This is a genomic window from Williamsia herbipolensis (assembly GCF_036153515.1).
In the GTDB taxonomy this organism is placed as follows: domain Bacteria; phylum Actinomycetota; class Actinomycetes; order Mycobacteriales; family Mycobacteriaceae; genus Williamsia_A; species Williamsia_A herbipolensis.
Map to the genome: position 1 here is coordinate 3,869,722 of NZ_CP108021.1, position 23,077 is coordinate 3,892,798.

At 67.8% G+C, this 23,077-nt stretch carries 21 protein-coding genes; 11 read left to right on the forward strand and 10 right to left on the reverse strand.

Features of this window, described 5'->3' with window-relative positions; all coding sequences use genetic code 11:
• Positions 1-112 precede the first annotated feature (112 nt).
• Complete coding sequence (locus OG579_RS17965; protein WP_328857051.1) at positions 113-1,054, reverse strand: LmeA family phospholipid-binding protein; 942 nt, start codon at positions 1,052-1,054, stop codon at positions 113-115.
• A gap of 108 nt (positions 1,055-1,162) precedes the next feature.
• Between OG579_RS17965 and OG579_RS17970 the strand changes: the two genes are divergently transcribed.
• The 6 genes from OG579_RS17970 to pstB all read left to right on the forward strand — a co-directional run bounded on the left by OG579_RS17970 (position 1,163) and on the right by pstB (position 7,208).
• Positions 1,163-1,930, forward strand: coding sequence for a winged helix-turn-helix transcriptional regulator (locus tag OG579_RS17970; RefSeq protein WP_328857052.1), 768 nt, complete (start codon positions 1,163-1,165; stop codon positions 1,928-1,930).
• A complete protein-coding gene (gene mshD / locus OG579_RS17975; RefSeq protein ID WP_328857053.1) occupies positions 1,920-2,849 on the forward strand; it encodes a mycothiol synthase in 930 nt (309 codons plus the stop codon). Before OG579_RS17970 ends, mshD begins: the two co-directional genes overlap by 11 nt.
• A 311-nt stretch (positions 2,850-3,160) precedes the next feature.
• Positions 3,161-4,279: a phosphate ABC transporter substrate-binding protein PstS gene (pstS, locus tag OG579_RS17980; RefSeq protein WP_328857054.1), complete on the forward strand. Its 1,119-nt coding sequence runs from the start codon at positions 3,161-3,163 to the stop codon at positions 4,277-4,279.
• A 159-nt stretch (positions 4,280-4,438) separates the two neighbouring features.
• A complete protein-coding gene (gene pstC, locus OG579_RS17985) occupies positions 4,439-5,470 on the forward strand; it encodes a phosphate ABC transporter permease subunit PstC (protein WP_328857055.1) in 1,032 nt (343 codons plus the stop codon).
• On the forward strand, positions 5,467-6,366 hold the full coding sequence (gene pstA / locus OG579_RS17990) for a phosphate ABC transporter permease PstA (RefSeq protein ID WP_045824266.1): 900 nt from the start codon (positions 5,467-5,469) through the stop codon (positions 6,364-6,366). Before pstC ends, pstA begins: the two co-directional genes overlap by 4 nt.
• A gap of 65 nt (positions 6,367-6,431) precedes the next feature.
• The gene (gene pstB, locus OG579_RS17995) at positions 6,432-7,208 is read left to right on the forward strand and encodes a phosphate ABC transporter ATP-binding protein PstB (RefSeq protein ID WP_045824265.1); all 777 of its coding nucleotides are present in this window, start codon (positions 6,432-6,434) and stop codon (positions 7,206-7,208) included.
• Between the two features lie 89 nt (positions 7,209-7,297).
• Here pstB and phoU read toward each other — a convergent pair whose 3' ends face one another.
• The 9 genes from phoU to OG579_RS18040 all read right to left on the reverse strand — a co-directional run bounded on the left by phoU (position 7,298) and on the right by OG579_RS18040 (position 17,160).
• Positions 7,298-7,966, reverse strand: a complete 669-nt coding sequence (gene phoU, locus OG579_RS18000; protein ID WP_045824264.1) for a phosphate signaling complex protein PhoU — start codon at positions 7,964-7,966, stop codon at positions 7,298-7,300.
• A 91-nt stretch (positions 7,967-8,057) separates the two neighbouring features.
• Positions 8,058-10,067 (reverse strand): LCP family protein, encoded by a 2,010-nt coding sequence (locus OG579_RS18005; protein WP_328857056.1) that lies wholly within the window; start codon positions 10,065-10,067, stop codon positions 8,058-8,060.
• A 77-nt stretch (positions 10,068-10,144) separates the two neighbouring features.
• Entirely contained in the window at positions 10,145-11,230 is a 1,086-nt protein-coding gene (gene dusB / locus OG579_RS18010; RefSeq protein WP_408068830.1) for a tRNA dihydrouridine synthase DusB, read from the reverse strand.
• A 139-nt stretch (positions 11,231-11,369) separates the two neighbouring features.
• The gene (locus tag OG579_RS18015) at positions 11,370-12,362 is read right to left on the reverse strand and encodes an acyl-ACP desaturase (RefSeq protein WP_045824220.1); all 993 of its coding nucleotides are present in this window, start codon (positions 12,360-12,362) and stop codon (positions 11,370-11,372) included.
• A 137-nt stretch (positions 12,363-12,499) separates the two neighbouring features.
• Positions 12,500-13,006 (reverse strand): nuclear transport factor 2 family protein, encoded by a 507-nt coding sequence (locus OG579_RS18020; protein WP_328857057.1) that lies wholly within the window; start codon positions 13,004-13,006, stop codon positions 12,500-12,502.
• Between the two features lie 51 nt (positions 13,007-13,057).
• Positions 13,058-13,873 carry an amino acid ABC transporter ATP-binding protein gene (locus OG579_RS18025; protein WP_328857058.1) on the reverse strand — a complete coding sequence of 272 codons (816 nt, stop codon included), beginning with the start codon at positions 13,871-13,873 and terminating at the stop codon, positions 13,058-13,060.
• Positions 13,870-15,342, reverse strand: coding sequence for an ABC transporter substrate-binding protein/permease (locus OG579_RS18030; RefSeq protein WP_328857059.1), 1,473 nt, complete (start codon positions 15,340-15,342; stop codon positions 13,870-13,872). The genes OG579_RS18025 and OG579_RS18030 overlap by 4 nt, the downstream gene beginning before the upstream one ends.
• 91 nt (positions 15,343-15,433) lie before the next feature.
• Positions 15,434-16,273: an endo alpha-1,4 polygalactosaminidase gene (locus tag OG579_RS18035; RefSeq protein WP_328857060.1), complete on the reverse strand. Its 840-nt coding sequence runs from the start codon at positions 16,271-16,273 to the stop codon at positions 15,434-15,436.
• Positions 16,252-17,160: an alpha/beta fold hydrolase gene (locus tag OG579_RS18040; protein WP_045824223.1), complete on the reverse strand. Its 909-nt coding sequence runs from the start codon at positions 17,158-17,160 to the stop codon at positions 16,252-16,254. The genes OG579_RS18035 and OG579_RS18040 overlap by 22 nt, the downstream gene beginning before the upstream one ends.
• A 185-nt stretch (positions 17,161-17,345) precedes the next feature.
• Here OG579_RS18040 and OG579_RS18045 point away from each other — a divergent pair, with 185 nt between their 5' ends.
• The 5 genes from OG579_RS18045 (at position 17,346) to OG579_RS18065 (ending at position 23,067) form a co-directional block, all read left to right on the forward strand.
• Positions 17,346-18,785 (forward strand): CitMHS family transporter, encoded by a 1,440-nt coding sequence (locus OG579_RS18045; protein WP_328857061.1) that lies wholly within the window; start codon positions 17,346-17,348, stop codon positions 18,783-18,785.
• 65 nt (positions 18,786-18,850) lie between these two features.
• On the forward strand, positions 18,851-20,518 hold the full coding sequence (locus OG579_RS18050) for a sensor histidine kinase (protein WP_328857062.1): 1,668 nt from the start codon (positions 18,851-18,853) through the stop codon (positions 20,516-20,518).
• On the forward strand, positions 20,518-21,189 hold the full coding sequence (locus OG579_RS18055) for a response regulator (RefSeq protein ID WP_328857063.1): 672 nt from the start codon (positions 20,518-20,520) through the stop codon (positions 21,187-21,189). The genes OG579_RS18050 and OG579_RS18055 overlap by 1 nt, the downstream gene beginning before the upstream one ends.
• A gap of 76 nt (positions 21,190-21,265) precedes the next feature.
• Complete coding sequence (locus OG579_RS18060) at positions 21,266-21,556, forward strand: hypothetical protein (protein ID WP_045824227.1); 291 nt, start codon at positions 21,266-21,268, stop codon at positions 21,554-21,556.
• 23 nt (positions 21,557-21,579) lie between these two features.
• Positions 21,580-23,067 carry a glycosyltransferase family 39 protein gene (locus tag OG579_RS18065; protein WP_328857064.1) on the forward strand — a complete coding sequence of 496 codons (1,488 nt, stop codon included), beginning with the start codon at positions 21,580-21,582 and terminating at the stop codon, positions 23,065-23,067.
• Positions 23,068-23,077: the final 10 nt, after the last annotated feature.

Below are 23,077 nucleotides of genomic sequence, written 5' to 3' on the forward strand. Positions count from 1 at the left end.
GCAGGTGGCGGAACGACAGAAGTCGATCGCACGGCGGCGGGTGAGCAGGAACTCACGACGCGTCAACATGGGCCGAGGGTAACAAAGCTTTCCCGACCACCTGACCGACGGCTCAGCAGGGCTTACCGCCGCACGTGAACATCCAGTGGACGCTCTCCGCGTCCAGGAACAGCAGCGGGGAGTAGATCTGCGGGTGCGGGGTGCCCTCGATCATGAGGTCGCTTCCGCTGCTTCGGGCCGATGTCGCCTCTGTGCCCCAGGCCATGGGCAGCGAGGACAGCGTCGCGGTGAACTGATCGAGCACGCTGCGTTCGTATTCTGGGGCTACGCGAGTGGCCGAATGCTCCTCGGGACCGTCGTAGAAACCGGTTGCCTCCAGATGGAGCTCGCCGCTGCGTATCGACAGGTCGACGGTGACGCTGACCTTCACTTCCCGATCGTCGGGGCCGCGGACGGTTCCTGTCATCAGCACTCCCGACGTCCGCGACAGCAAGCCGTCCTGTGGGCCACCTCCGCCGGCTGTGCCAACTGGCGCCGGGGTGTTGACGGTGAGGTCGTCGATACCGAGGAACCGACCTACTGTCACCGAATCGAGGGTGGTCGATGCGGTGGCCGAGCGGACGGCAAGGGTGCTCGACGGCGGGAACGGCCGCGTCAGCGAGTGCGGTCCCGCAACCTCGACGTCTGAGAGTCTCGACCGGACGTCCACTCGGCACGGCGCGCCGGATCGGCACTCGCGGCGGTGATGCGGCTGTCGATTGTGCGGGAACGTGGCCGTGCCGGTGGCGGCGACACCGCGGGCGGTGATGCCGATGGCCGGGTAGTGCCCGTCGAGGATGTGCGGTATCGCGGGCAAGCCGGAAATGGTGACTTCGGGCTCGTAACGCAGGGCCGGCGATTCGCCGTCACCCGCACGGGACTGCATCAGAGCGCGGGCGAAGCTACGTTCGGTCGCGATGGCGAAACCGGTGTCGACGGCGAGCGCTCCGACCGCGAGGACGACGAGCGCAACCGCCAGACAGACGAGCGCCTTGCGCATCACGGTCCCCCGCATCAACGGCTGATCACAGGCTGCGGCCTGTTTGCGGTTATTCTGTCATCTGACTCGCACACGCCCGTAAAGCGGCGTACACATCTGAACCCGTCTCGATCGGAGCGTTTAGTGGATCTCCTGCTGCTGACCGCCGATCCCACCCCTGAGTCCGTTCTGCCGTCGTTGTCGCTGTTGGCGCACACCGTCCGCGTGGTGCCGACCGAGGTCTCGTCGTTGATGGAGGCCGGTAACGCCGACGTCGCCATCGTCGACGCCCGCACCGATCTCGCCGCCGCGCGGGGCCTGTGTCGACTGCTGGGCAGCACCGGGTCGTCGGTTCCCGTGGTGGCCGTGCTCAACGAGGGCGGTCTGGTCGCGGTCAATGCGGAATGGGGGCTCGACGAATTCCTGCTGCCGGGAACCGGTCCGGCCGAACTCGACACCCGACTGCGCCTGCTGGTGGTGCGTACCCGCGGCGTGGCGGCCGAGGAGTCGAGCGGCAAGGTGTCGCTGGGTGAGCTCGTCATCGACGAGGGCACCTACACCGCGCGCCTGCGGGGTCGCCCACTCGACTTGACCTACAAGGAATTCGAGCTCCTGAAGTACCTCGCCCAGAACGCCGGTCGGGTGTTCACCAGAGCGCAACTGCTGCAAGAGGTCTGGGGCTACGACTTCTTCGGTGGCACGCGCACCGTCGACGTGCACGTGCGCCGTCTGCGCGCAAAACTCGGTACCGAACACGAGTCGCTGATCGGCACCGTCCGCAACGTCGGGTACAAGGCGGTGCGCCCCAGCAGTCGCGGCCGTGGCGAGGCCGCCGACGATGTCGAGGACCTCGAGAACCTCACCGAGGACACCGATCTCGACGATCAGGAGTTCGTCGACAATGGTGCGTGAGCCGGGCGCGACGGTCGTCCACGGCGCACTCGACGACGAAACCGCCCGAGCGGCACGGCGAATCGCGGAGAAGGCCGAGGCGGTCGATGATGTCGCCGGACTGTCGGAGCAGGCGTTCGCCGCCATCGGCACCGACCGCGTCACGCACGTGGTCTCGTCTGACGGCGGTTCGCTCGTCGGCTACGCCAACATCACGCCCGGCCGCGACGACGAACCCGCGATGGTCGAGGCCGTCGTCGACCCGCCCGGTCGCGGGCAGGGTGTCGGTGACGAGTTGATCGCCGCCGCCCTCGAGGAGGCCGGTCCGGGCTCGCGTGCCTGGGCACACGGCGACCTTCCGGCCGCGCAGGCGGTGGCACGCTCGCGCGGCCTCGTGTCGTTGCGCGAACTGCTGTCGATGCGACGCCCCCTGGGCGACCCGCAGAATCCTCTGCCGCCGTTGACCGTTCCCGATGACCTGGTGCTGCGTACGTACGCCGGTTCCGGTGACGATGCCGAGATCCTGCGCGTGAACAACGCCGCGTTCGACTGGCATCCCGAGCAGGGCGGCTGGTCGATCGACGAGATCACTGCGCGGACCGGGTCGGACTGGTTCGATCCCGAGGGTCTGTTCCTGGTGTTCGACCGCGCCGATCCCGACATCCTGCTCGGGTTCCACTGGACCAAGGTGCACCCCGCGACCGACACCGAGCCCAGCATCGGCGAGGTGTACATCGTCGGCGTCGACACCGGGACGCAGGGCCGCGGGCTCGGCAAGCTGCTCACCCTCGCGGGGTTGATCCATCTCGAGGAACGCGGACTGCCGATCGTGGAGCTCTATGTCGAGGGTGACAACGCTGCGGCACTCCACACCTACGAGAAATTGGGCTTCACGCGGCACTCGATCGACGTGGCCTACGGGCGACCGATCACTCCCTGAACCGCCCTCGTCGACCCCGCGTCTGTGGGCACTGTCACGCGGCTGCGTCACACCCCGCGAAATAGTTGCTCACCTCGACTAATGAGTTACGCCGAGCGTTCGCCCGGCGACCATGTGGACCGGTGATCTATTCACCGTCCGTTCACCCACCGTCGGCTGCTCGTCCACCACCGAGCCCTAGCTTTCCAGGTGACCGCGGCATTCGAAGCGGGTCGACTCGACGGATTCGAGTGCGGAGCGGTTGGACCGTGCGCGCGGACGTCCCTCGGGCAGCCACACACATTTGTCACATCACAACGGAGGACCCTGGAGTGAAATTCAATCGGAGCTCGGCTGTTCGCAGCGGCACCGCGGCCGTCGGTATCGCGGTCGCGGCCACGCTGACCCTGTCGGCGTGCAGCGGCGGCGGCAGCGATTCGGGCAGCGGCAGCAGCGGCGCCAGCTCGGACAACAGCTTCAGTGGCCAGTCGGTGAGCGGCGAGGGATCGACCGCCCAGCAGAAGGCCGTCGAGAAGTTCCAGGACGTGCTCGCCTCCAACGGCGGCATCGTCCTCAACTACACCGGCAGCGGCTCCGGTGACGGCGTGAAGAAGTTCATCAGCGGCGACGTCGACTTCGCCGGCTCGGACTCGGCGCTGAAGACCGACGAGGCCGCCTCGGCCAAGACCCGCTGCGCCGGCAATGACGCATGGCACATCCCGCTCGTCGCGGGCCCGGTCTCGATCGCCTACAACCTGTCCGGCGTCGACGACCTGATCCTCAACCCGAGCACGCTCGCGAAGATCTTCGACTCGAAGATCACCACCTGGAACGACCCGGCCATCGCCGCGCTCAACCCGGGCAAGAGCCTGCCGTCGGAGAAGATCGTCCCGGTCCACCGCAGCGACAGCTCGGGCACCACCGACAACTTCCAGCGCTTCCTCGGCGACACCGCCAAGTCGGACTGGCCCTACGCCCACGACAAGACCTTCAAGGGTCAGGGCGGCTCGGCCGCGGCCAAGTCGACCGGCGTCGGCGACACCGTGAAGAAGACCCCCGGTTCGGTCACCTACGTCGAGTGGGGCTTCGCCGAGCAGAACAAGCTCAGCCTGGCGCAGCTCGACTTCGGTTCGGGTGCGACCAAGCTCGACGCCGACACCGCCGGCAAGGCGCTCGAGAGCGTGCAGTTCAAGACCCCGGGTTCGAAGGACCTGCAGGTCGACACGGACAAGCTGTTCGAGACCAAGACCGCGGGCGCGTGGCCGCTGCTGCTGACGACCTACGAGATCGTCTGCTCGAAGGGCTACACCGGCAACAAGGGCGCCATCCTGAAGTCGGCGTTCACCACCATCCTGAACAACGGTCAGGAAGGCCTGTCGGATCTCGGCTACGTCGCCCTGCCCGACAGCTACAAGAACACCCTGATGGGGACGGTCAACGCACTCAGCTGACCGCTGCCACGCCCGATCGGGCCGGCATCGATGACCCGGTGTCGCGGGGCCGCGCAATTGCGGCCCCGCGACGTTGGTTGAGAGACTTGGGAGACATTGCTCATGACCGAAGTGCACGGCGAACTGCGCGCCGGCCAGACGGCTGATTCAGAAGGATCCATGACCTCCTCGCTCAGCGGCCCGGACCCGATGGCCGGAACGATTCCCGGTCCCCCTCCCACCGGCGACAACGCCGACAAGTCGGGATCGGCGACCGCGGGCACGGTCACCCGTCTCGGCGACCAGATCTTCCGCACCCTCTCGGTCGGTTCGGGCATCTTCATCTCGGTGCTCATCGCCCTGATCGCGGTGTTCCTCGTCATCCAGGCCGTCCCGGCGCTGCTGAAGAACTCCGAGAACTTCTTCACCTACTCCGGCGACTGGGTCACCTCCGGTGACACCCTGCAGTTCGGCATCCTGAACCTGCTCTACGCCACCGTCGTGGTCTCGGTGATCGCACTGATCCTCGCCATGCCGGTCGCCCTGGGCATCTCGATCTTCCTCACGCAGTACGCCCCGCGCCGCCTCGTCGGTCCCATCACCTACCTGGTGGACCTGCTGGCCGCCGTGCCGTCGATCGTCTACGGCCTCTGGGGCATCCTCGTGCTCGGTCCCGCGCTGGTCCCGCTCGACAACTGGCTGGTGAACAACCTCTCGTTCCTGCCGTTCTTCAAGGAACCGACCCAGGTCGCCAACCTCTCGACCGGTGGCACCCTGCTGACCGCGGGCATCGTGCTCGCGGTGATGATCCTGCCGATCATCACTGCCGTCACCCGCGAGGTCTTCGTGCAGACCCCCATCGGACATCGTGAGGCCGCACTGGCCCTCGGTGCCACCAAGTGGGAGGTCGTGAAGGTCTCGGTCCTGCCCTTCGGCTTCTCCGGCTACATCAGCGGCTCGATGCTCGGCCTCGGTCGCGCGCTCGGCGAGACCATGGCGCTGCTGCTCATCATCTCGACCGCCGGTCCGCTGAACTTCAACCTGATGGAGAGCGGTGAGACGTTCGCCACCAAGATCGCGAACAACGCCGCCGAGTTCGATTCGCCCATCAAGACCGGCGCCTACATCTCGGCCGGCCTCACCCTGTTCGTGCTGACCTTCATCGTCAACGCCGCGGCCCGCTCGGTCGTCGCAGGAAAGGCGAAGTCATGACCGCCACCCTCGAGAGTCCCAGCGTAGGCCCGGTCAAGCGGGACCCGTCGGGCTTCACCCCCGTCATCGCCCGCCGCAAGGTCACCGACAAGGTGGCCCTGGTGCTGGTGTCGGCGGCACTGCTGATCGCCCTCGCGCCGCTGGTGTGGCTGCTGGTCACGCTGATCGTTCGGGGCATCAGCCCGATCCTGTCGGCCGACTGGTGGCAGTTCGACGAGCTGCATGGCGGCGCGTTCAACGCGATCATCGGCACCCTGCAGCAGACGCTGCTCGCCGCGGTCATCTCGATCCCGGTGGGCATCTTCGTCGCGATCTACCTCGTCGAGTACGGCAACAAGTCGGTGCTGGCCCGCTTCACCACCTTCATGGTCGACATCCTCTCCGGTGTGCCGTCCATCGTCGCGGCCCTGTTCATCTACGCCGTGTGGCGCACCACCCTGGGTCTGCCCCGGTCGGGCTTCGTGGTCGCGCTCGCGTTGGTGCTGCTGATGATCCCGATCGTCGTGCGCTCCACTGAGGAGATGCTGAAGATCGTCCCGCAGGATCTGCGTGAGGCGTCCTACGCACTCGGTGTCCCCAAGTGGCGCACCATCGTCAGCATCGTGCTGCCGACGGCGTTGTCGGGCATCGTCACCGGCGTCATGCTCGCCGTCGCCCGCGTGATGGGTGAATCCGCTCCGGTGCTCATCCTCGTCGGCTCGACGAGAGCGATCAACAACAACCCGTTCGAGGGCAACCAGCAGTCGCTGCCCCTGATGATGGTGCAGCAGTACAACAACGGCCCCGACGCACTCGACAAGGTGTGGGGCGCGGCCCTCACCCTGGTGCTGATCGTCGCGGTGATCTACTTCGGCGCCAAGCTCGTCTCGCGCCTGTTCGCACCCAAGAAGGCCTGAGGCGTCCCCGCCGGATCACCTGCGCCCACACAGACATTCGCACGACCCGAACGAAAGAGCCCGACATGGCAAAGCGTCTCGACATCAAAGACCTGAACATCTACTACAGCGCGTTCCACGCGGTGAAGGACGTCTCGCTCGAGGTGCCGCCGCGCTGCATCACCGCCTTCATCGGCCCGTCGGGCTGTGGCAAGTCGACGGTGCTCCGCACGCTCAACCGCATGCACGAGGTCACCCCCGGCGCCCGCGTCGAGGGCAAGGTCCTGCTCGACGGTGAGGACATCTACGGCCGTTCGGTGGACCCGGTGAGCGTGCGCTCCACCATCGGCATGGTGTTCCAGCGCCCGAACCCGTTCCCCACCATGTCGATCCGCGACAACGTCGTGGCCGGCCTGAAGCTGCAGGGCATGCGGAACAAGAAGGAGCTCGACGAGGTCGCCGAGCGCAGCCTGCGCGGGGCGAACCTGTGGGAAGAGGTCAAGGACCGTCTGGGCAAGCCCGGCGGCGGCCTCTCCGGTGGTCAGCAGCAGCGTCTGTGCATCGCGCGCGCCATCGCGGTGTCGCCCGAGGTCCTGCTGATGGACGAGCCGTGTTCGGCGCTCGACCCCATCTCCACCCTCGCGATCGAGGACCTCATCACCGAGCTGAAGAAGGATTACACGATCGTCATCGTCACCCACAACATGCAGCAGGCTGCACGTGTGAGCGACCAGACGGCGTTCTTCAACCTCGCCGGCGTCGGCCAGGCCGGACAGCTCATCGAGATCAACGACACCGAGACCATGTTCTCCAACCCCGAGCAGAAGGCCACGGAGGACTACATCTCCGGCCGCTTCGGCTAGATCGACAGCGCTCCACGACAGACACGAAGCCCCGGTCCTCCGCAGAGGACCGGGGCTTCGTGGATGTCGGGGTGGGGAGCAGGTGACGACTAGTGCGGCTGCGCCTCGACGAACTGCTCCGGGGTCTTGCCGGTCGACTGGAACACGACACGACGGCCGATGAGCACGGCGTGGTCGGCGAAGCGCTCGTAGTAGCGGCCGAGGAGGGTGACGTCGACGGCCGCGGCGACGCCGTGCTTCCAGTCGCGGTCCATGAGAACCGTGAAGAGGTGACGGTGCAGGTCGTCCATGGCGTCGTCGTCACTCTGCAGACGCAGCGCGTCGGTCGGCTCCTGGCTGTTGAGCACCTCGCGGGCCGAGAGCGCCATCTGTACGGCGAGGCGACCCATCTCGGCGAAGTAGCCGTTGACCTCTTCGGGCAGGGCCTTGCTCGGATGGCGGCGGCGCGCGACCTTCGCGACGTGGAGGGCGAGAGCGCCCATACGGTCGACGTCGGCGACGATCTGGAATCCGGAGACGATGGCGCGCAGATCACCGGCGACCGGGGCCTGCAGCGCGAGCAGCGCGAACGCCTGCTCCTCGGCCTGTGCGGAGAGCCGCACGATCTGCTCGTGGTCGGAGATGACCGACTCGGCGACCGCCAGGTCGGCCTGGAGAAGTGCCTGTGTGGCGCGCTCCATGGCGACGCCGGCGAGCTCTGACATGTGGCCGAGGATGCCGTTCAGTTCGGCCATCTGCTCGTGGTACGCATTCCGCATGTGCCAAGGGTACTGGCAGACCCGGATCGGACGGTTGTCTCGCGGTGAACGCGCGGTGAACGCGCAGGAAGATCGCGGATCTGCCGGTCGGTCAGCCGCTGCAGGATGTGTCGGCGGCGTTGGTCACCGACAGATCGCTGGGTAGGTCGACGGCCTCGTCGGATCGCGGATTCTCGGTCACCCGCAGCGATTCGCCGGCGGTGGGTACCGCGCCGATCTCCCCGGGGTAGTCGCTGCCCAGGAGGACCTCGACCCCGGACTTCACGGTCCGGTCGGGCTGGATCACGGCGCCGGTGATCATCGACGCGACCGTCGCGGCCGCGGCCTGCTCACCGGGTCCGTAGCGGACCACGGTCTGCGTCTGGTTCTGCGAGGCGTCGGCCACGCCGCGCACGTCGAAGCCCAGCTGCGACATCTGATCCGACACCCGCGTCGCGAGCCCGGTGGTGCCGGTCCCGTTGAGGACCCGTACGCCGACCGCCGACGGCGCCAACGCCGACGCGGTGATGACCTGGGGTGCGGCGGGCGTCGTGCTCGGCGCAGACGACGACGGCGCCTTCGACGACGAGGAGGACGACGACGGGGCCGACGCCTTCTGCTCGCCGGGCAGGGGATCGTCGTTGATGATGGCGTCGAAGATCGCGTTGATGTCGTCGGTGCGGGGGATCTCGTTGTTCGACCCGTCGGTGGTGGTACCCGAGGTCGGTATCGTCAGGAACGTCACGCGACCCGCCTGCAGACCCTCGAGGGACTGTGCGAGGTTCACGAGGCTGTCGGTGTCGATGCCGTCGACGTAGCTGTACTTCGTGAAGGTGTTGATGATCCCGTTGAGTCGTGCCGGGTTCGACAACACCTGGCCCGAGAGCATCCCGCGCAGCAGCGCCGACATGAACAGCTGCTGGCGTTTGATGCGGCCGTAGTCGCCGTTGCCCTCGGTGTCGATCGTGCGGGCGCGCACGTAGTTCAATGCCCGCTGGCCTTTCACCGTCTGCTTGCCCGGGCGCGACAGGATCTGGCCGAGCTCGTAGTCGTAGAGCGGCGTGGGCGAACACACCTGCACGCCGCCGAGCTTGTTCACCACCTGCTCGAACCCGAAGAAGTCCATCGCGATGAAGTGGTTGATGTTGAGCCCCGAGAGCTGCTGGATCACCTTCACAGCGCACTTGGGGCCGCCGTCGCCGTAGGCGGTGTTGAGCTTGGCGCCGGTCTCGGCGGGGACGATCGTGTTCGGGTCGTAGGTGGCGGTGTTGTTGTCCCAGCTCTCGCAGTCGGGTCGGTCGATCTGCAGGTCACGCGGGAACGACACGGCCACCACGCGGCTCCGGTTGGCCGGGACGTTGACGAGGATGACGGTGTCCGAGCGGGCGCCCTCGGCGTCGGCGGTGGTGCCCGCACCGACCTTGCCGTTGTTCCCCACGCGGGTGTCGGTGCCGACGATCAGGTAGGTCTGGTCGCCGTACTGGGCGCCCTTGTTGCGGATGTTCTTGTCGTTGGAGTCGACGGCCTCGATGGTGCGGAAGCCGCCGTTGGTGACCCGGAGGTACCCCCACACGGTGCCGGTGCCGACCAGGGCCAGCACCGCTCCGACCACGATCACGACCCGGGCGGCGGTCCGGGCGGTGCGCACCCGACCGCTGCGTCTCGCGGCCTGGGCGACCCGGTCGCTTCGCGGCGGGAGGACCTCGGGTGCCGCCGCGGTACGGGGCGCAGGGGATCGAGGAGGGGCCGCCGGTCGGGAGGGAGCGGGCGGGGCGGGGGTGTCGTCGACGACCGGCGGGATGTTCTCGGTGCGGTCGTCGTCGGTGTCGCCCACGGGCGATCGAGTCGGCGGCGGGGGAGTCGGCGGCGACGGGGTCGTGGGAGGGGGCGTTGCTGCGGAGGGCGACGACGCGGACGGGTCGTTCATCTGCGCGAGCAGTTCGGCGACGGTCAGACGTCCGGTGGAGCCGCGCCGCAGTCGTTCCCGGTCAGGGGGTTCGCGCAGCACGTCGTCGGACGGCTGGTCGAGGCGACGACGGATGTCGTCACGTCGGGAACCGGGGGCGGGACGGCGCGAGGGATCACCCGGATCTGCTGATCCGGGAGTGGGGTCGTCGCTCACCGGACTCCTCTGCCGTTATGGGAACGTGACCAATGGTACGTGCCGCTACGGCCGGATGAACACGTCATGGAATCGACTCAGCCCCCGGAGTGCATGACGTCGGCGCCGGCGGGCACGGCGTCGTCGTCGGGATCGTCGAGCCACCCCTGGGGCAGGGCTACGGCGGCGGGCGATCCCTGGCGTCCGCGCGGACCGTGTCCGTCGCGGGGGAACGGGGCGTCGGCGTCGAGGGTGCCGACGAGGTCGACGAGTTGATCGACGCTGGTGACCAGCGCCAGGTCACGGCGCAGATCCGAGCCGACGGGGAACCCTCGCAGGTACCACGCGACGTGCTTGCGGATCTCACGCATGCCCTTGTCCTCGCCGTGGTGGTCGGCGAGCAGACGTCCGTGCCGGACGATGATCTGTGCGACCTCGCCGAGCGTCGGCGGGGTCGGTGCAGGCAGGCCGTTGAGTTCTGCGCTGAGTTCGGCGAACAGCCACGGGCGACCGAGGCAGCCGCGGCCGATCACGACGCCGTCGCACCCGGTCTGCTCCATCATCGCCACCGCGTCCGGCGGCTCGAAGATGTCGCCGTTGCCGAGCACGGGAACCTCGGTCACGTGCTCCTTGAGCCGTGCGATCTCCGACCAGTCGGCCTCGCCCGAGTATCGCTGCGACGCGGTACGGGCATGCAGTGCAACGGCTTTCGCGCCCTCGGCGGCGGCGATGCGGCCGGCGTCGAGGTGGGTGTGGTGATCGTCGTCGATCCCGATGCGGAACTTCACGGTGACCGGGATGTCGGTGCCCTCGGTCGCGCGGACCGCCGCGGCGACGATCTGGGCGAACAGCCGCCGCTTGAACGGGATCGCCGCGCCGCCACCCTTGCGGGTCACCTTCGGCACCGGGCAACCGAAGTTCATGTCGATGTGGTCGGCGAGATCCTCGTCGACGATCATCTTCGCCGCGGCGTAGGTGTACTCGGGGTCGACGGTGTAGAGCTGCATCGACCGCGGGTTCTCGTCGGGACCGAAGGTGGTCATGTGCATCGTCGACTCGTGGCGTTCGACGAGTGCGCGGGCGGTCACCATCTCGCACACGTAGAGACCCGAGACGGTGCCGGTGCGCTCGAGTTCGAGCTCACGACACAGCGTGCGGAACGCGATGTTGGTGACGCCGGCCATCGGCGCCAGCACCACGGGACTGCCGAGCGCGAAACGACCGATGGACAGCGCGGGACGGGTCGATCCCGATGCCGAAACCGCCGCACCCGAGGAATCGGGGGCGGCGGTTGCCGGGTCCAGGAGCGTGGTCAAGGGCTGCCTACGACGCGCGGGCCTCGCGCTTGGCCGCCTCGCGGGCCAGCGCGCGATCACGCATCTCCTCGAACTTCAGGGTGTCCTCGCCGAGCTTCTCGACGAACTCGCCGAGCCGCTCGCGGTCGGCCTCGCCCTGCGCGCCGAAGTCGTCGCGGTCGAAGACGTTGAGCTTGCGGAGGATCGGGAGCACGACCTCCTCGTGGTGCTGGCGCAGGTCGTAGATCCCGTGCTTGGCCATCAGCACACCGTGGCGACGGAAGTTGGGCATACCGGCGCCGGGCATCTGGAAGTTGCAGATCACGTCGGTGATCGCGCGCATGGTCTGATCCGGCGTGAGATCCATCGCCGCGGAGACGATGTTGCGGTAGAAGATCATGTGCAGGTTCTCGTCGGCGGCGATGCGCTGCAGCATCTTGTCGGCGATGGGGTCGTTGCACGCGCGGCCGGTGTTGCGGTGGCTGACTCGGGTCGCGAGCTCCTGGAACGTGACGTACGCGACCGTGTACAGCAGGCCCAGTTCGCCGCCGTGGGCCTCGACCTCGTCGGCGCGGTCGCCACCGACACCGACGGAGGTGAACCCGTTGGTCATGTGGATCATGCGGGCCTCTTCGAGGGCCACGGGATCGACACCGCGGGTGACCACGAGGTAGTCACGCATCGCGAGTCCGTGGCGGTTCTCCTCGGCGGTCCAGCGACCCACCCAGTGGCCCCAGGCGTCGTCGGTCGAGAAGTTGTTGGCGATCTCGCGGTGGTACGAGGGGAGGTTGTCCTCGGTGAGGAGGTTGGTGATCATGGCCGCCTTGGCGACGTCACCGAGCTCGGACTGCTCCGGCGACCAGTCCTGGCCGCCGAGCATCGCGAAGTTGCTTCCCTCGTCCCACGGCACGTAGTCGTGCGGGTTCCAGTCCTTGGCCACGGCGAGGTGACGGTTGACGTTCTCCTCGGCCGCCGGAGACAGCTCCTGGAGGAGTTCGAGTTGGGTCATCTCGCGTGCCATGTGTTTCAGCCCCTCTTCGACGTGCGTGGATCCACTCTCAACAGTGTTTCAGAGTACGGGTTCTCCCTGTGCGACCCAAGTTTCCGCAACACGGTCGTGACGAATAACAGACACGGTCTCCTGCGGTGCGGCTGACCTCAGGGGAAGAAGGCGCCCGTTGTGTCGAGCCACCGCTGCGCCTCGGGGGTGATGGTGCCGGACTCTTTCGCCCGCACACACCATGTTTTCGCGGCCAGGCCGAACTCCATCGGGTTGTAGACGTCCTCCTCGCACGACCACAGCCCGTCGCCGGCGTAGGTGAGGATCGTGATGTTCGTCGCCGACACCACCGAACCGTCCCCCGGATCGCGCATCGGGTTGTCGATCTCGCAGATCACCCGGGCCGTCGCCGGATCGGTGACGTGCCACAGCGACGGGAACGCCACCATGTGGTTGCCGGGGAAGGTGCCCATGGTCTTCGCGATCCACGGACGGATCTGCTCGCGCCCCTTCAGGGTCCCCATCGCGTGCTCGATGTAGTCGGCATCGACGGTGAACTGCTCGGCCCACGGGTTCCAGTCGCCACTCGCCGCGCACGCCTCGGTGGTCGCCTCGAATTGAGCGAACGCAGCGCTGAGTTCCTCGGCAGTGAAGCGTGCGGACATGACCGCACCCTAGGCGATCAAGCGCTCGCTTGGTGCGTGATCGCGCCGGCGTCAGGCCGGGTCGAGGATGCGCTTGAGGAAGGTCTTCGTGCGGTCGTTGCTCGGTGCACCGATCACGTCGGCCGGCGCTCCGCGTTCGACGATCGCGCCACCGTCGATGAACAGCACCTGGTTGGCGACCTGCTGGGCGAAACGGATCTCGTGGGTGACGATCACCATCGTGGTGCCCGCGGTCGCGAGGTCCTTGATCACGCCGAGGACGTCGCCGACCAACTCCGGATCGAGCGCCGAGGTGGGCTCGTCGAACAGCACGACCGTGGGTTTCATCGCCAGTGCTCGAGCGATCCCGACACGCTGCTGCTGTCCGCCCGAGAGTTGGTGGGGGAGTTGCTCGGCCTGCGCGGCCAGGCCGACCTGGTCGAGGAGTTCATGGGCCTCGGCGCGGGCCTGCTCGGCATCGCGCTTCTGCACGATGACCGGGCCCTCGGTGATGTTCGCCAGCACCGTCTTGTTCGGGAACAGGTTGTGCGACTGGAACACCATGCCGCTCTGCAGGCGGTAGCGCGCGAGGAGTGCGTTGTCGGCGCGGCTGAACTTGCGTCCCGATCCGAGACCGGGCCGCGGCTTCCCGACAGTCGCGAAATCGACGCTCACCTCCCCGATGCGGATGACGCCCGCGTCGGGGATGTCGAGGGCGTTCAACGAACGCAACATCGTCGTCTTGCCCGACCCGGAGGGGCCGATGATCACGGTCACCGAACCGTGGTCGACCGTGAAGTCGTTGTCGTGCAGGACCGGGATCGTCGCACCTTTGGGTCCGCGGAAGGATTTGGTCAGGCCGGTCGCCTCGATCACGGGTGTGCTCATGTGGCCACGTACTTTCGCAGTCGGGTCTCGAGGGTGGATTGACCGAAGGACAACACCAGGCAGATCACCAGGTAGTAGGCCGCCGCGGTGCTGTAGAGCGCGAGGTAGTCGAAGCTGGCCGCCGAGGCGTTCTGGGCCTGGCGGAAGAGCTCGGTCACGAGGATCGTCGAGGCGAGCGAGGTGTCCTTCACGAGCGAGATCAGTGTGTTCGACAGCGGTGGGACCGCGGTGCGCGCGGCCTGCGGCAGGATGATGCGCCGCAGTGTCGTCGTGTAGTTCATGCCGATCGTCGACGCCGCCTCCCATTGGCCCTTGGGGATCGACTCGATCGCCGCACGGATGATCTCCGCGGCATAGCCGCCGACGTTGAGACTGAAGGCGACGATCGCCGCCGGGAACGGACTCACCACGATGTTCAGCTCGGGCAGCGCGTAGAAGATGATGAACAGCTGCACGAGCAGCGGGGTCCCGCGAATGATCGAGATGTAGATCTGGGCCACGCCGCTGATGATCCGGCGGCTCGACATACGGGCCAGTGCCACCCCGAGTGCGATCGCCAGACCGATGACGAAGCTGATGGCGGTCAGGGGGATGGTTCCGGTGATCGCGGACTTCAGCAGTGGCACCAGGTTGCTGCGGACCACATCCCACGAGCTCGGCGACTTCGCCGTCGCGTCGAAGTACTTCGCGTAGGTCTTGTCGAGCGTGCCCTCGTCGCGCAGCGCCGAGATCTCGGTGTTGATCGCCGGCATGAGACCGGAGTTCTTGCGGGCGGCGAACACCTGCCTGCTGACGTCGGGTGTCGTCGCCGCGATCTTCACCTTCGTGTCCCCGGTGGAGGTGAGGTAGTTCTTCGCGGTCAGTTCGTCGTTGACCGTCGCCTGTACGCGGCCCTGGTCGAGCAGTCGGATCGCGGTCGAGAACCCGTCGACGGGCTCGATCACCGCGCCGGCGGCCTTGGCGATCTCGGCGTAGTTGCTCGTCAGCGACTGCGCCGCGGTCTTGCCGCGGAGATCGTCGACCGACCGGATCGAGGTGTCATCCGACCGGGCGATGATCACGCTCGCCGTCTGAACGTAGGGATCCGACAGGTCGTACTTCGCGGCGCGCTCGGCGGAGTACGAGATCTGGTTGGCGATGAGATCGAAGCGTCCGGCCTCGAGGGCGGGGAACAGGCTGTCGAAATTGGCCTCCACGAATTTCACTCGCAGGCCGAGCTTCTTCGCGATGTCGGTGATGATGTCGACGTCGAAACCGGTCAGCGGCCCGGTCCCGTTCTCGTGGTAGGTGAACGGCGCGTAGGTGCCCTCGGTGCCGACGGTGAGGACCCCGGGTTCGACGGTGGTCAATGTCGGTGCGGCGTGGGCACGTGGTGTCGACGGGCTGCCGAGCAGCAGGGTCGCGGTCGCCGCCAGCACGATCAGCGCCAGTCCGACGGCGCGCCGGAACAGCGACGGTGAGCAGGTCATGGCTCATCCAACCACCGGTTGCTGCCGAGAACTGCCCCCTGAGCGTGCGCCGAGGGCATATTCCCCTCGGCCCTTCGCAGCGGGGCAGTTTTCAGCAGCGCGCGTATCGGTACGCCGGGTCGCCTCGCGGGACCAGGTCGCGGTCGCGCACCACGGTCATGGCCGGGGTCGCCGACCGGGCACAGATATCGGCGACGCTGCCGCGCAGATCGTCGGTGTACTCGATGTCGAACACCCGTGGTCCGTACACCTCGGTCGCGGCCGCGCACTCGTCGAAACGGTCGCACTCCTCGGTGACGGCGAAGTCGAAGCCGACCTCGTCGCGGCCGCGGCTCTCGAGATCGGCGGTGTTCTTCTGCGCCACGGCCAGACGCGCACGGTGGGCCCTGGTGGTGAGATCGGTCGCGAAGGCGACGGCGTCGTCGAGGGTGAACGCCCCGCGTGAGCGTGAGTACGAGTCGAGGTTGTCGAACTCGACGGCACGGAATCCCTTGCGCGCACACTCGTCGATGGTGTTCTGCTGGCGAGCGGCGGCTGCGTCGCGCTGGGCCGGCGTCGACAGGTCGAGCAGGTGTTCGTCGGGCCAACCGGGGTCGACGAGCGGGTTCCCGTCGTCGCCGGGCACCAGCAGGTCCCGCGGCCAGTCGACGCCGGGTTGGGTCTGGAAGCCGTTGACGTAACAGATCGAGTAGGTGCCGGCGACGGGATCGGCCGTGCTGTCGCGTTCGACGACGGTCGTCCCGTCCGGCGGCGGGTATGCGCCGCCCAGTTGGTAGTCGAAGCCGCCGTCCGTCGGGGGCAGGGTGACGGCCGAGACGGTGGAGGGGGTCGAATCGATCGGCCGTTCGGCGGTGTCGTCGGAACCGCACGCGCTGAGGGTGACCAGGACGAGTACCCCCTGCAGCGCCCTCAGCGACCGGTGCTGTCCCACACCGACATCAGTTCCGTGAGGATGTCGGTGGCCATTCCCAGGCCGCCGAGATGACTGTCGCCGGGCATCGGGTAGAGCTTCGCGTCGGGGAGCAGATCGACGACGTGCTGTCCGTGGCGGAACGGGATGATGTGGTCGCGGTCGCCGTGCCACCAGCGCACCGGGACCGTGACGTCACCGATGCGGAAACCCCAGTCGCGCGAGAACACGACGACGTCGGCGAACGGGGCCTCCATGCGGTGCTTGCCGCCGTTGAGCAGGTCGTCGAGGAACATCGCCTTGAACTCGGGTCGCGCCAACAGTTGCCGGTCGGCGCGTGGGGAGAGCAGCCCGTAGAGGCCGATGGCGGGGCTCGCGATGGGTCGTGCCACCCGGATGAACGAACTGACCGTCCGCCCGATCGGGGCGCCGGCCACCTCGAGCACCCCCGCGGCGTACTTGCCCAGTCCCATCGCGCCGCCGTCGATGGCGTCGGGTCCGACCGTCGGCGCGACGCCGCCGAGGACGCCGGCCACCACCACCCGCTCGGGCAGCGCGTAGGCGGTGCCGAGGGTGTACGGACCGCCGCCCGACAGGCCGATCACGGCCATCTGGTCGACACCGAGCGCATCGGCCACGATGCGGAGGTCGTCGGCGAAGCCGAGCACCGACGGATAGCGGTACGGCGTCGACGAGCCCACTCCGGGACGGTCGAGACCGATCACCCGTACGTTGTTCTCGCCTGCCCACCGTCGGGCTTCGAGCGGGATCTGCCGTCGCGCCCCCGGGGTGCCGTGGAGCCAGATCACCGCACGTCCGTGGGGGGAACCGAATTCGGCGAAGCCGATCCGGCGGCCCTGGCGCACGGCGACGGAACCCTCGATCTGCGGGCGGTCGATGTCGATCACCTCTCGAATATGCCACCGGCCCCGTATCGGTCGTCGGCGTTCCGCCACGGCGACACCATCCGGCCGCGCGAAATGCGCAGAACGTGCCTTACGCGCTCAAGCGTGACTGTGATCTGCGTGACCCCGAGACTCCAGATGTAGCGGAGATCACTCCGCGCCAGCCCGGTGAGAAAGCGGTAGACGCCATGCTCGTAGTACTCGGCCTCCTGATGGTGGTCACGTTCATGTTCCTGATCATCACCAAACGCGCCACCCCGGTGGTCGCGCTGATCCTGGTCCCCGTCGCGTTCGGTCTGTTCGCCGGCGCCGGGCTCGGCATCAGCGACATGATCAGCGACGGCATCAAGGATCTCGCGCCGACGGCCGCGATGCTGTTCTTCGCGATCGTGTTCTTCGGGATCATGATCGATGTCGGACTGTTCGACCCGGTGGTCCGCCTCGTGGTCCGCCTCGTGCGCGACGATCCGGCCAAACTCGTTGTCGGAACAGCGGTTCTGGCCATGATCGTGTCGCTCGACGGAGACGGGTCGACCACCTTCATCATCACCACCTCGGCGCTGCTGCCGCTGTACCTCAAGCTCGGCGTCAGCCCGGTCGTCCTCACCGTGGTCGCGGGCCTGGCCAACGGCACCATGAACATCCTCCCGTGGGGCGGGCCCACCACCCGCGCCGCCGCCGCTCTCGGCGTCTCCCCGTCGGATGTGTTCGTCCCGATGATCCCCTCGTTGGTGGTCGGCCTGATCGTGGTCATGATCTTCAGCTACCACCTCGGCATCATGGAGCGTCGTCGCATCGGCAAGATCGAGATTCGCGAATCCGTCCTCGCCCGTTCGGGTTCCGGCGGCGACTCCTCGGTCGCCGTCCTCGACGGCCCCGGTACCGGCAACGGCACCACCCCGCCGGCCCGGCCCTCGATGGGCACCGGCGACGGCCCCGACGACATCGACGAGACCCCCGCCTCGAACTCGGGCTTCACCGGCGGCGCACTCGACGAGAACCGCCCCACCCTGCGCCCGAAGCTGCTGTGGGTCAACGCCGGTCTCACCGTCGCCCTGCTCGCCGTGCTCGGCATGGACGTCATCTCGATCCCGGTGCTGTTCATGATCGCCGCCGGCATCGCGCTGGTCATCAACTTCCCTCGCGTGGCCGAGCAGCAGGCCGCGATCACCCGGCACTCGTCGTCGATCGTCTCCGTGGTCGCGATGGTCCTGGCCGCAGCGGTCCTCACCGGCGTGATGTCGGGAACCGGCATGGTCGAGGCGATCGCACAGTGGCTCACCGGCGTGCTGCCGACGTTCCTCGGGCCGCACATGGCAATCGTGATCGGCGTCCTGTCGATCCCGTTCACCTTCTTCATGTCGAACGACGCGTTCTACTTCGGCGTGCTGCCGGTGCTGTCGGAGACCGCCGGCAAGTACGGGATCGATCCCTCCGAGGTCGCCCGCGCCTCCATCACCGGACAGCCGTTCCACATGCAGAGCCCGCTCGTCCCCGCGATCCTGCTGCTCGTCGCCCTGGCCGGGGTGTCGCTGGCCGATCACCACAAGAAGGTGTTGTGGCGGGCGGGCCTGGTGTCGCTGTCGATGCTCGGGGTCGGCGTCCTCGTGGGAGTCATCCCGTTCTGATCGAGGAGATACCGAGTTCGACCAAGGTGGGCACCCGTCGCAGGACGGGTGCCTACCCTTTTCGGATGAAACTGCGCAACCAGGTGCTGGTGCTGCAGATCGTCGTCATCGTGCTGAGTCTCGGAGTCGGCTTCGGCGTACTCATCTCCGGTTCCGGTGACCGCCTGCGCGACGAGTACGCCCAACGCGCGCTCGCCATCGCGCGGTCGGTCGCCAGCGATCAACAGGTCCGCTCCGAGGTCACCCGCTACTCGCGGCTGATTCCCGGTGCGCTCGACCCGACACGTGCCGCCCTGGAGGACGGGCCGCTCGAACAGCAGGCGCTGGCCGTCGCAGCCCGCACCGGAGCACTGTTCGTCGTGATCGCCGACGACCGCGGCATCCGCCTCGCCCACCCCGAGGTCGACAAGCTCGGACAACCGTTGTCCACCGACCCCTTCCGAGCGCTGTCGGGATCCGACGACCTCGCCACCGAACGCGGCACCCTCGGCGAATCGGTGCGGGCGAAGACCCCGATCCGGGCGTCCGACGGCCGCATCGTCGGGCTCGTCAGTGTCGGCATCTCCACCGAACAGGTCCGGCAGGACATCCGCGGCGACATCGTCACCACCACCGCACTCGCCGCGGCCGCGTTGCTCGTCGGCATCGTCGGATCGGTGCTGCTGTCGCGACGGTGGCGTCGGCTCACCCTCGGCCTCGAACCCGATCAGCTCTCCGAGCTGGTGCGCGAGCAGGAGGCGGTGCTGCACTCGATCGGGGACGGCGTGGTGGCCGCCGATGCGCGCGGCATCGTGCGGGTCATCAACGACAGGGCGCGCGACCTTCTCGCGATCACCGGTGACGTCGGTGACCGCATCGACGACATCGGGCTCACGCCACGGGTTCTCGAGGTCGCCCACGACCCGGTCGAGACACCCCGCGCCGCGGCGGTCGGCGACCGCATCGTGTTGGTCAGCTCGCGACAGGTGCGGCGCGACGGCCGGGACCTCGGCCTGGTGGTGTCGGTGATCGACCGCACCGACGTCGAGGGACTCACCCAGGAGGTCGCCTCGATCAAGGCGATGACCGACGCGTTGCGGGCCCAACGACACGAGTCGGCGAACCGGATCCACGTGGTGGCCGGCCTCATCCGTCAGGGCCATGCCGACGCCGCGCTCGAGTACCTCGACGAGGTCGCCGGCACCGGACGTTTCGCGATCGAGACGCCCGGGCTCGACAACGTCGCCGAACCACATCTCCGGGCGTTTCTCGACGCCAAGGCCGCCTCGGCGCGTGAGCACGGGGTGACGCTGGTGCTCGGGCCGCAGACGTGGATCGACGGCGAGCTCACCTCGCCGGTCGATGTCATCACCATCGTCGGCAACCTCGTCGACAACGCGATCGACGCCGCGTCGACCGGTGCTCGTGAGCCGCGGACCGTCGAGGTCGAGGTGGTCGCCGACGGTGACACCGTGCACGTCACGGTGAACGACAGCGGCGACGGCATCGCGTTCGACGACCGCGACGACGTGTTCGTCGAGGGCGTCACCAGCCACCGCGACTCGACGGTCCCCGGGGGCCGCGGCATGGGTCTGGCACTGTCACGTCAGTCGGCGCGCGGCCACGGCGGTGACGTGACCATCGGCGACCCCGGTGGTGAGGTCTCGGGGGAGAACCCGTTGGGTGGAGCGGTGATGGTGGCGCGCATACCGGGCGTGCTTCGGGCGGCGCGAACCATGTCAGGGGGAGTGTGATGGCGAGGACCGAGCTGTCGTTGCTGGTGGTCGACGACGACTTCCGCGTCGCGGCCCTGCACGCCTCCATCGCCGACGCGATGATCGGCTTCACCACCACCGCTCGTGTCGGGAGCGTGGCCGAGGCGCGCACTGCGCTGACCGACCATCCCGAGATCGATCTCGCCCTGGTCGACGTCCACCTGCCCGACGGATCGGGTATCGAGCTGATCCGTGAGATGCGTTGCGACGCTTTCGTGGTGACCGCGGAGGACAGTGCGACCGCCGTGCGTCACGCGCTGACCGCCGGCGCGCTGGCCTACCTCATCAAGCCGTTCGAGAACACCGAACTCGCGCGCCGCCTCGCCGGGTACGCGCAGTACCGCAGGATCGTCGAGGCGTCGAATCTGGTCCAGTCGCAGGTGGATTCGGCGATCGCCACGATGCGCGGCGAACGGATGGCCGCACCCCGCTCGGAGGAGATGTCACAGACCGAGCAGTCGATCCTGGCGGCGGTCACCGAGGCCGACGGGCCCGTGTTCGCCGACGAGATCTCGGCGTCCGTGGGCATCTCGCCGCCGACGGCGCGACGCCACCTCGCGACGCTGGTCGCCGATGGTCGTCTGTCGATGAGACTGCGGTACGGAACCACCGGCCGTCCGAAGCAGGAGTACAGGCTACCGGAGGGGTGATTGCAGATGTCGCATGTTCGTATGCTTTCTCAAATGTTCCGTACAAAAGCGCGGCAGATTGGGACATAATCCGCATGTGTCCCTGATCACGCTCGGAAAGCCCTCGACGTCCGATGTCGAGGTCTGCCCGCTCTGCGAGCACCGCGTGCATCGTGACCATTCGGCCCTCATCGACCGGCCGATCCTGCGCACTCTCTACCGCTGGAATCGCGCCGTCGACGACGCTGTCGAGTGGGTGACCGACTGGCTGGCCTTCCACGGCGCCACCCACATGTCGTGCTACTTCTGCGACGAGATCTCGGCCGGTCGCGGTTTCGGCTGGAGCGGTGAGCTCTGCGACTGCTGCCATCCCAGCCACGCGCACTGAGTCATCTGTTGTCACCATGAACCATGCGCACCGTGGTCGCGACACGATCGGGTTTCGCCGCTGTCCCGGTGGTCGCCATCGGTGCTGCACTGGGAGTGGTTCTGCTCGCCTGCGCGAGTCGCTACGGCTATCACCGCGATGAGCTCTACTTCCGCGTGGCCGGCCACCACCTCGCCTGGGGCTATGTCGATCAGCCGCCACTGACCCCAGTACTCGCTCGGGTGGGCGTCGCGGTGTTCGGGGATTCGGCTCTCGGACTGAGGGTCATCCCCGCTCTGGTCGCGGCGTGCACGGTGGTGGTGGCCGGCCTCCTCGCGCGGGAATTGCGGTCGGGACGTGGCGGGCAGGTCCTCGCGGCTGCGGCAGTTGCTGTCACCGCGATGATCCTGCAGGCCGGTCACTCGTTGTCCACCCCGACGACCGACATACTGCTGTGGCTGGTCATCGCGACGATCCTGGCGCGGCTTCTCGCCGAGGAGAACCCGCGGTGGTTCCTGCCCCTCGGGGTGGTCGTGGGAGTGGCGATGCTGAACAAGTACACCGTGCTGCTCCTGGTGGTGTCGGTGACGATCGCGCTCGGTCCCGTCGGCCCGCGGGCGGTCCTCCGCAGCTCGTGGGTTGCGGCGGGGGCGGTCGTGGCACTCGGGGTCGCATCCCCGAATCTGTTGTGGCAGTGGCACCATGACTTCCCGATGCTGTCGGTCGCCTCCGGGATCGGCGGTGACGACGGTGTGCAGAACCGACTGGTGCTCGTGCCGATGCAATTCCTCATCGTCGGCCCACCCATGGCGGTGATCTGCGCGGTCGGTCTTCATCGGCTGGTGCGCGATCCCGCACTCGGATTCGCCCGGTGCCTCGGGCTCGCCTACCCGATGGCGGTGTGCCTGCTGCTGATCGTCGGCGGGAAGTTCTACTACGCCTTCGGCCTGTTGGCGGTTCTGCTCGTCGCGGGTGCGCAGCCCGTCGTCGACTGGGCGCGTGGCCGCCTGCGGACCGGCGTCGTGGTGGCGGCAGTGGTGCTGACCGGAGTCGTGGACGGTCTTCTCATGCTCCCGCTGTTGCCGGTGGAGTCCGCGACGGTGTCGAACGCGGTGAATCCGGAACAGGGCGCGCAGATCGGGTGGCCCGAGCTGGTGGCGGCGGTGAGGGTCGGGTGGGATGCCGTCCCTGCCGTGCAGCGTGGCACGGCGACGATCGTCACCGCGAACTACGGCGAGGCCGGCGCGATCGACCGATTCGGTCCGGAAGTCGATCTGCCGCGGGCGTATTCGGGACATATGAGCTTCTACGAATGGGGTCCGCCGCCCGATTCGCACACCGGCCCGGTCCTGCTCGTGACCGGTTCCGACCAGCACGGTCTGACGCGGACCTTCCACGGCTGCCGTGTGGTCGTGAGTATCGACAACGGCGTCGGGATCGACACCGACGAGCAGGGAGGTGCGGTGTGGCTGTGCGATCCGACGGACCTGTCGTGGTCGCGGTTGTGGCCGACACTGCGCCGGTTCTCGTGACGCACCGGGT

Bases quoted from the DNA above. Each gene is read 5' to 3' on its own strand.
- OG579_RS17965 (WP_328857051.1), bottom strand. From the start codon at position 1,054: ATGCGGGGGACCGTGATGCGCAAGGCGCTCGTCTGTCTGGCGGTTGCG.
- mshD (WP_328857053.1), top strand. From the start codon at position 1,920: ATGGTGCGTGAGCCGGGCGCGACGGTCGTCCACGGCGCACTCGACGAC.
- pstC (WP_328857055.1), top strand. From the start codon at position 4,439: ATGACCTCCTCGCTCAGCGGCCCGGACCCGATGGCCGGAACGATTCCC.
- pstA (WP_045824266.1), top strand. From the start codon at position 5,467: ATGACCGCCACCCTCGAGAGTCCCAGCGTAGGCCCGGTCAAGCGGGAC.
- pstB (WP_045824265.1), top strand. From the start codon at position 6,432: ATGGCAAAGCGTCTCGACATCAAAGACCTGAACATCTACTACAGCGCG.
- phoU (WP_045824264.1), bottom strand. From the start codon at position 7,966: ATGCGGAATGCGTACCACGAGCAGATGGCCGAACTGAACGGCATCCTC.
- dusB (WP_408068830.1), bottom strand. From the start codon at position 11,230: ATGGCCGGCGTCACCAACATCGCGTTCCGCACGCTGTGTCGTGAGCTC.
- OG579_RS18015 (WP_045824220.1), bottom strand. From the start codon at position 12,362: ATGGCACGCGAGATGACCCAACTCGAACTCCTCCAGGAGCTGTCTCCG.
- OG579_RS18020 (WP_328857057.1), bottom strand. From the start codon at position 13,006: ATGTCCGCACGCTTCACTGCCGAGGAACTCAGCGCTGCGTTCGCTCAA.
- OG579_RS18025 (WP_328857058.1), bottom strand. From the start codon at position 13,873: ATGAGCACACCCGTGATCGAGGCGACCGGCCTGACCAAATCCTTCCGC.
- OG579_RS18030 (WP_328857059.1), bottom strand. From the start codon at position 15,342: ATGACCTGCTCACCGTCGCTGTTCCGGCGCGCCGTCGGACTGGCGCTG.
- OG579_RS18045 (WP_328857061.1), top strand. From the start codon at position 17,346: ATGCTCGTAGTACTCGGCCTCCTGATGGTGGTCACGTTCATGTTCCTG.
- OG579_RS18050 (WP_328857062.1), top strand. From the start codon at position 18,851: ATGAAACTGCGCAACCAGGTGCTGGTGCTGCAGATCGTCGTCATCGTG.
- OG579_RS18055 (WP_328857063.1), top strand. From the start codon at position 20,518: ATGGCGAGGACCGAGCTGTCGTTGCTGGTGGTCGACGACGACTTCCGC.
- OG579_RS18065 (WP_328857064.1), top strand. From the start codon at position 21,580: ATGCGCACCGTGGTCGCGACACGATCGGGTTTCGCCGCTGTCCCGGTG.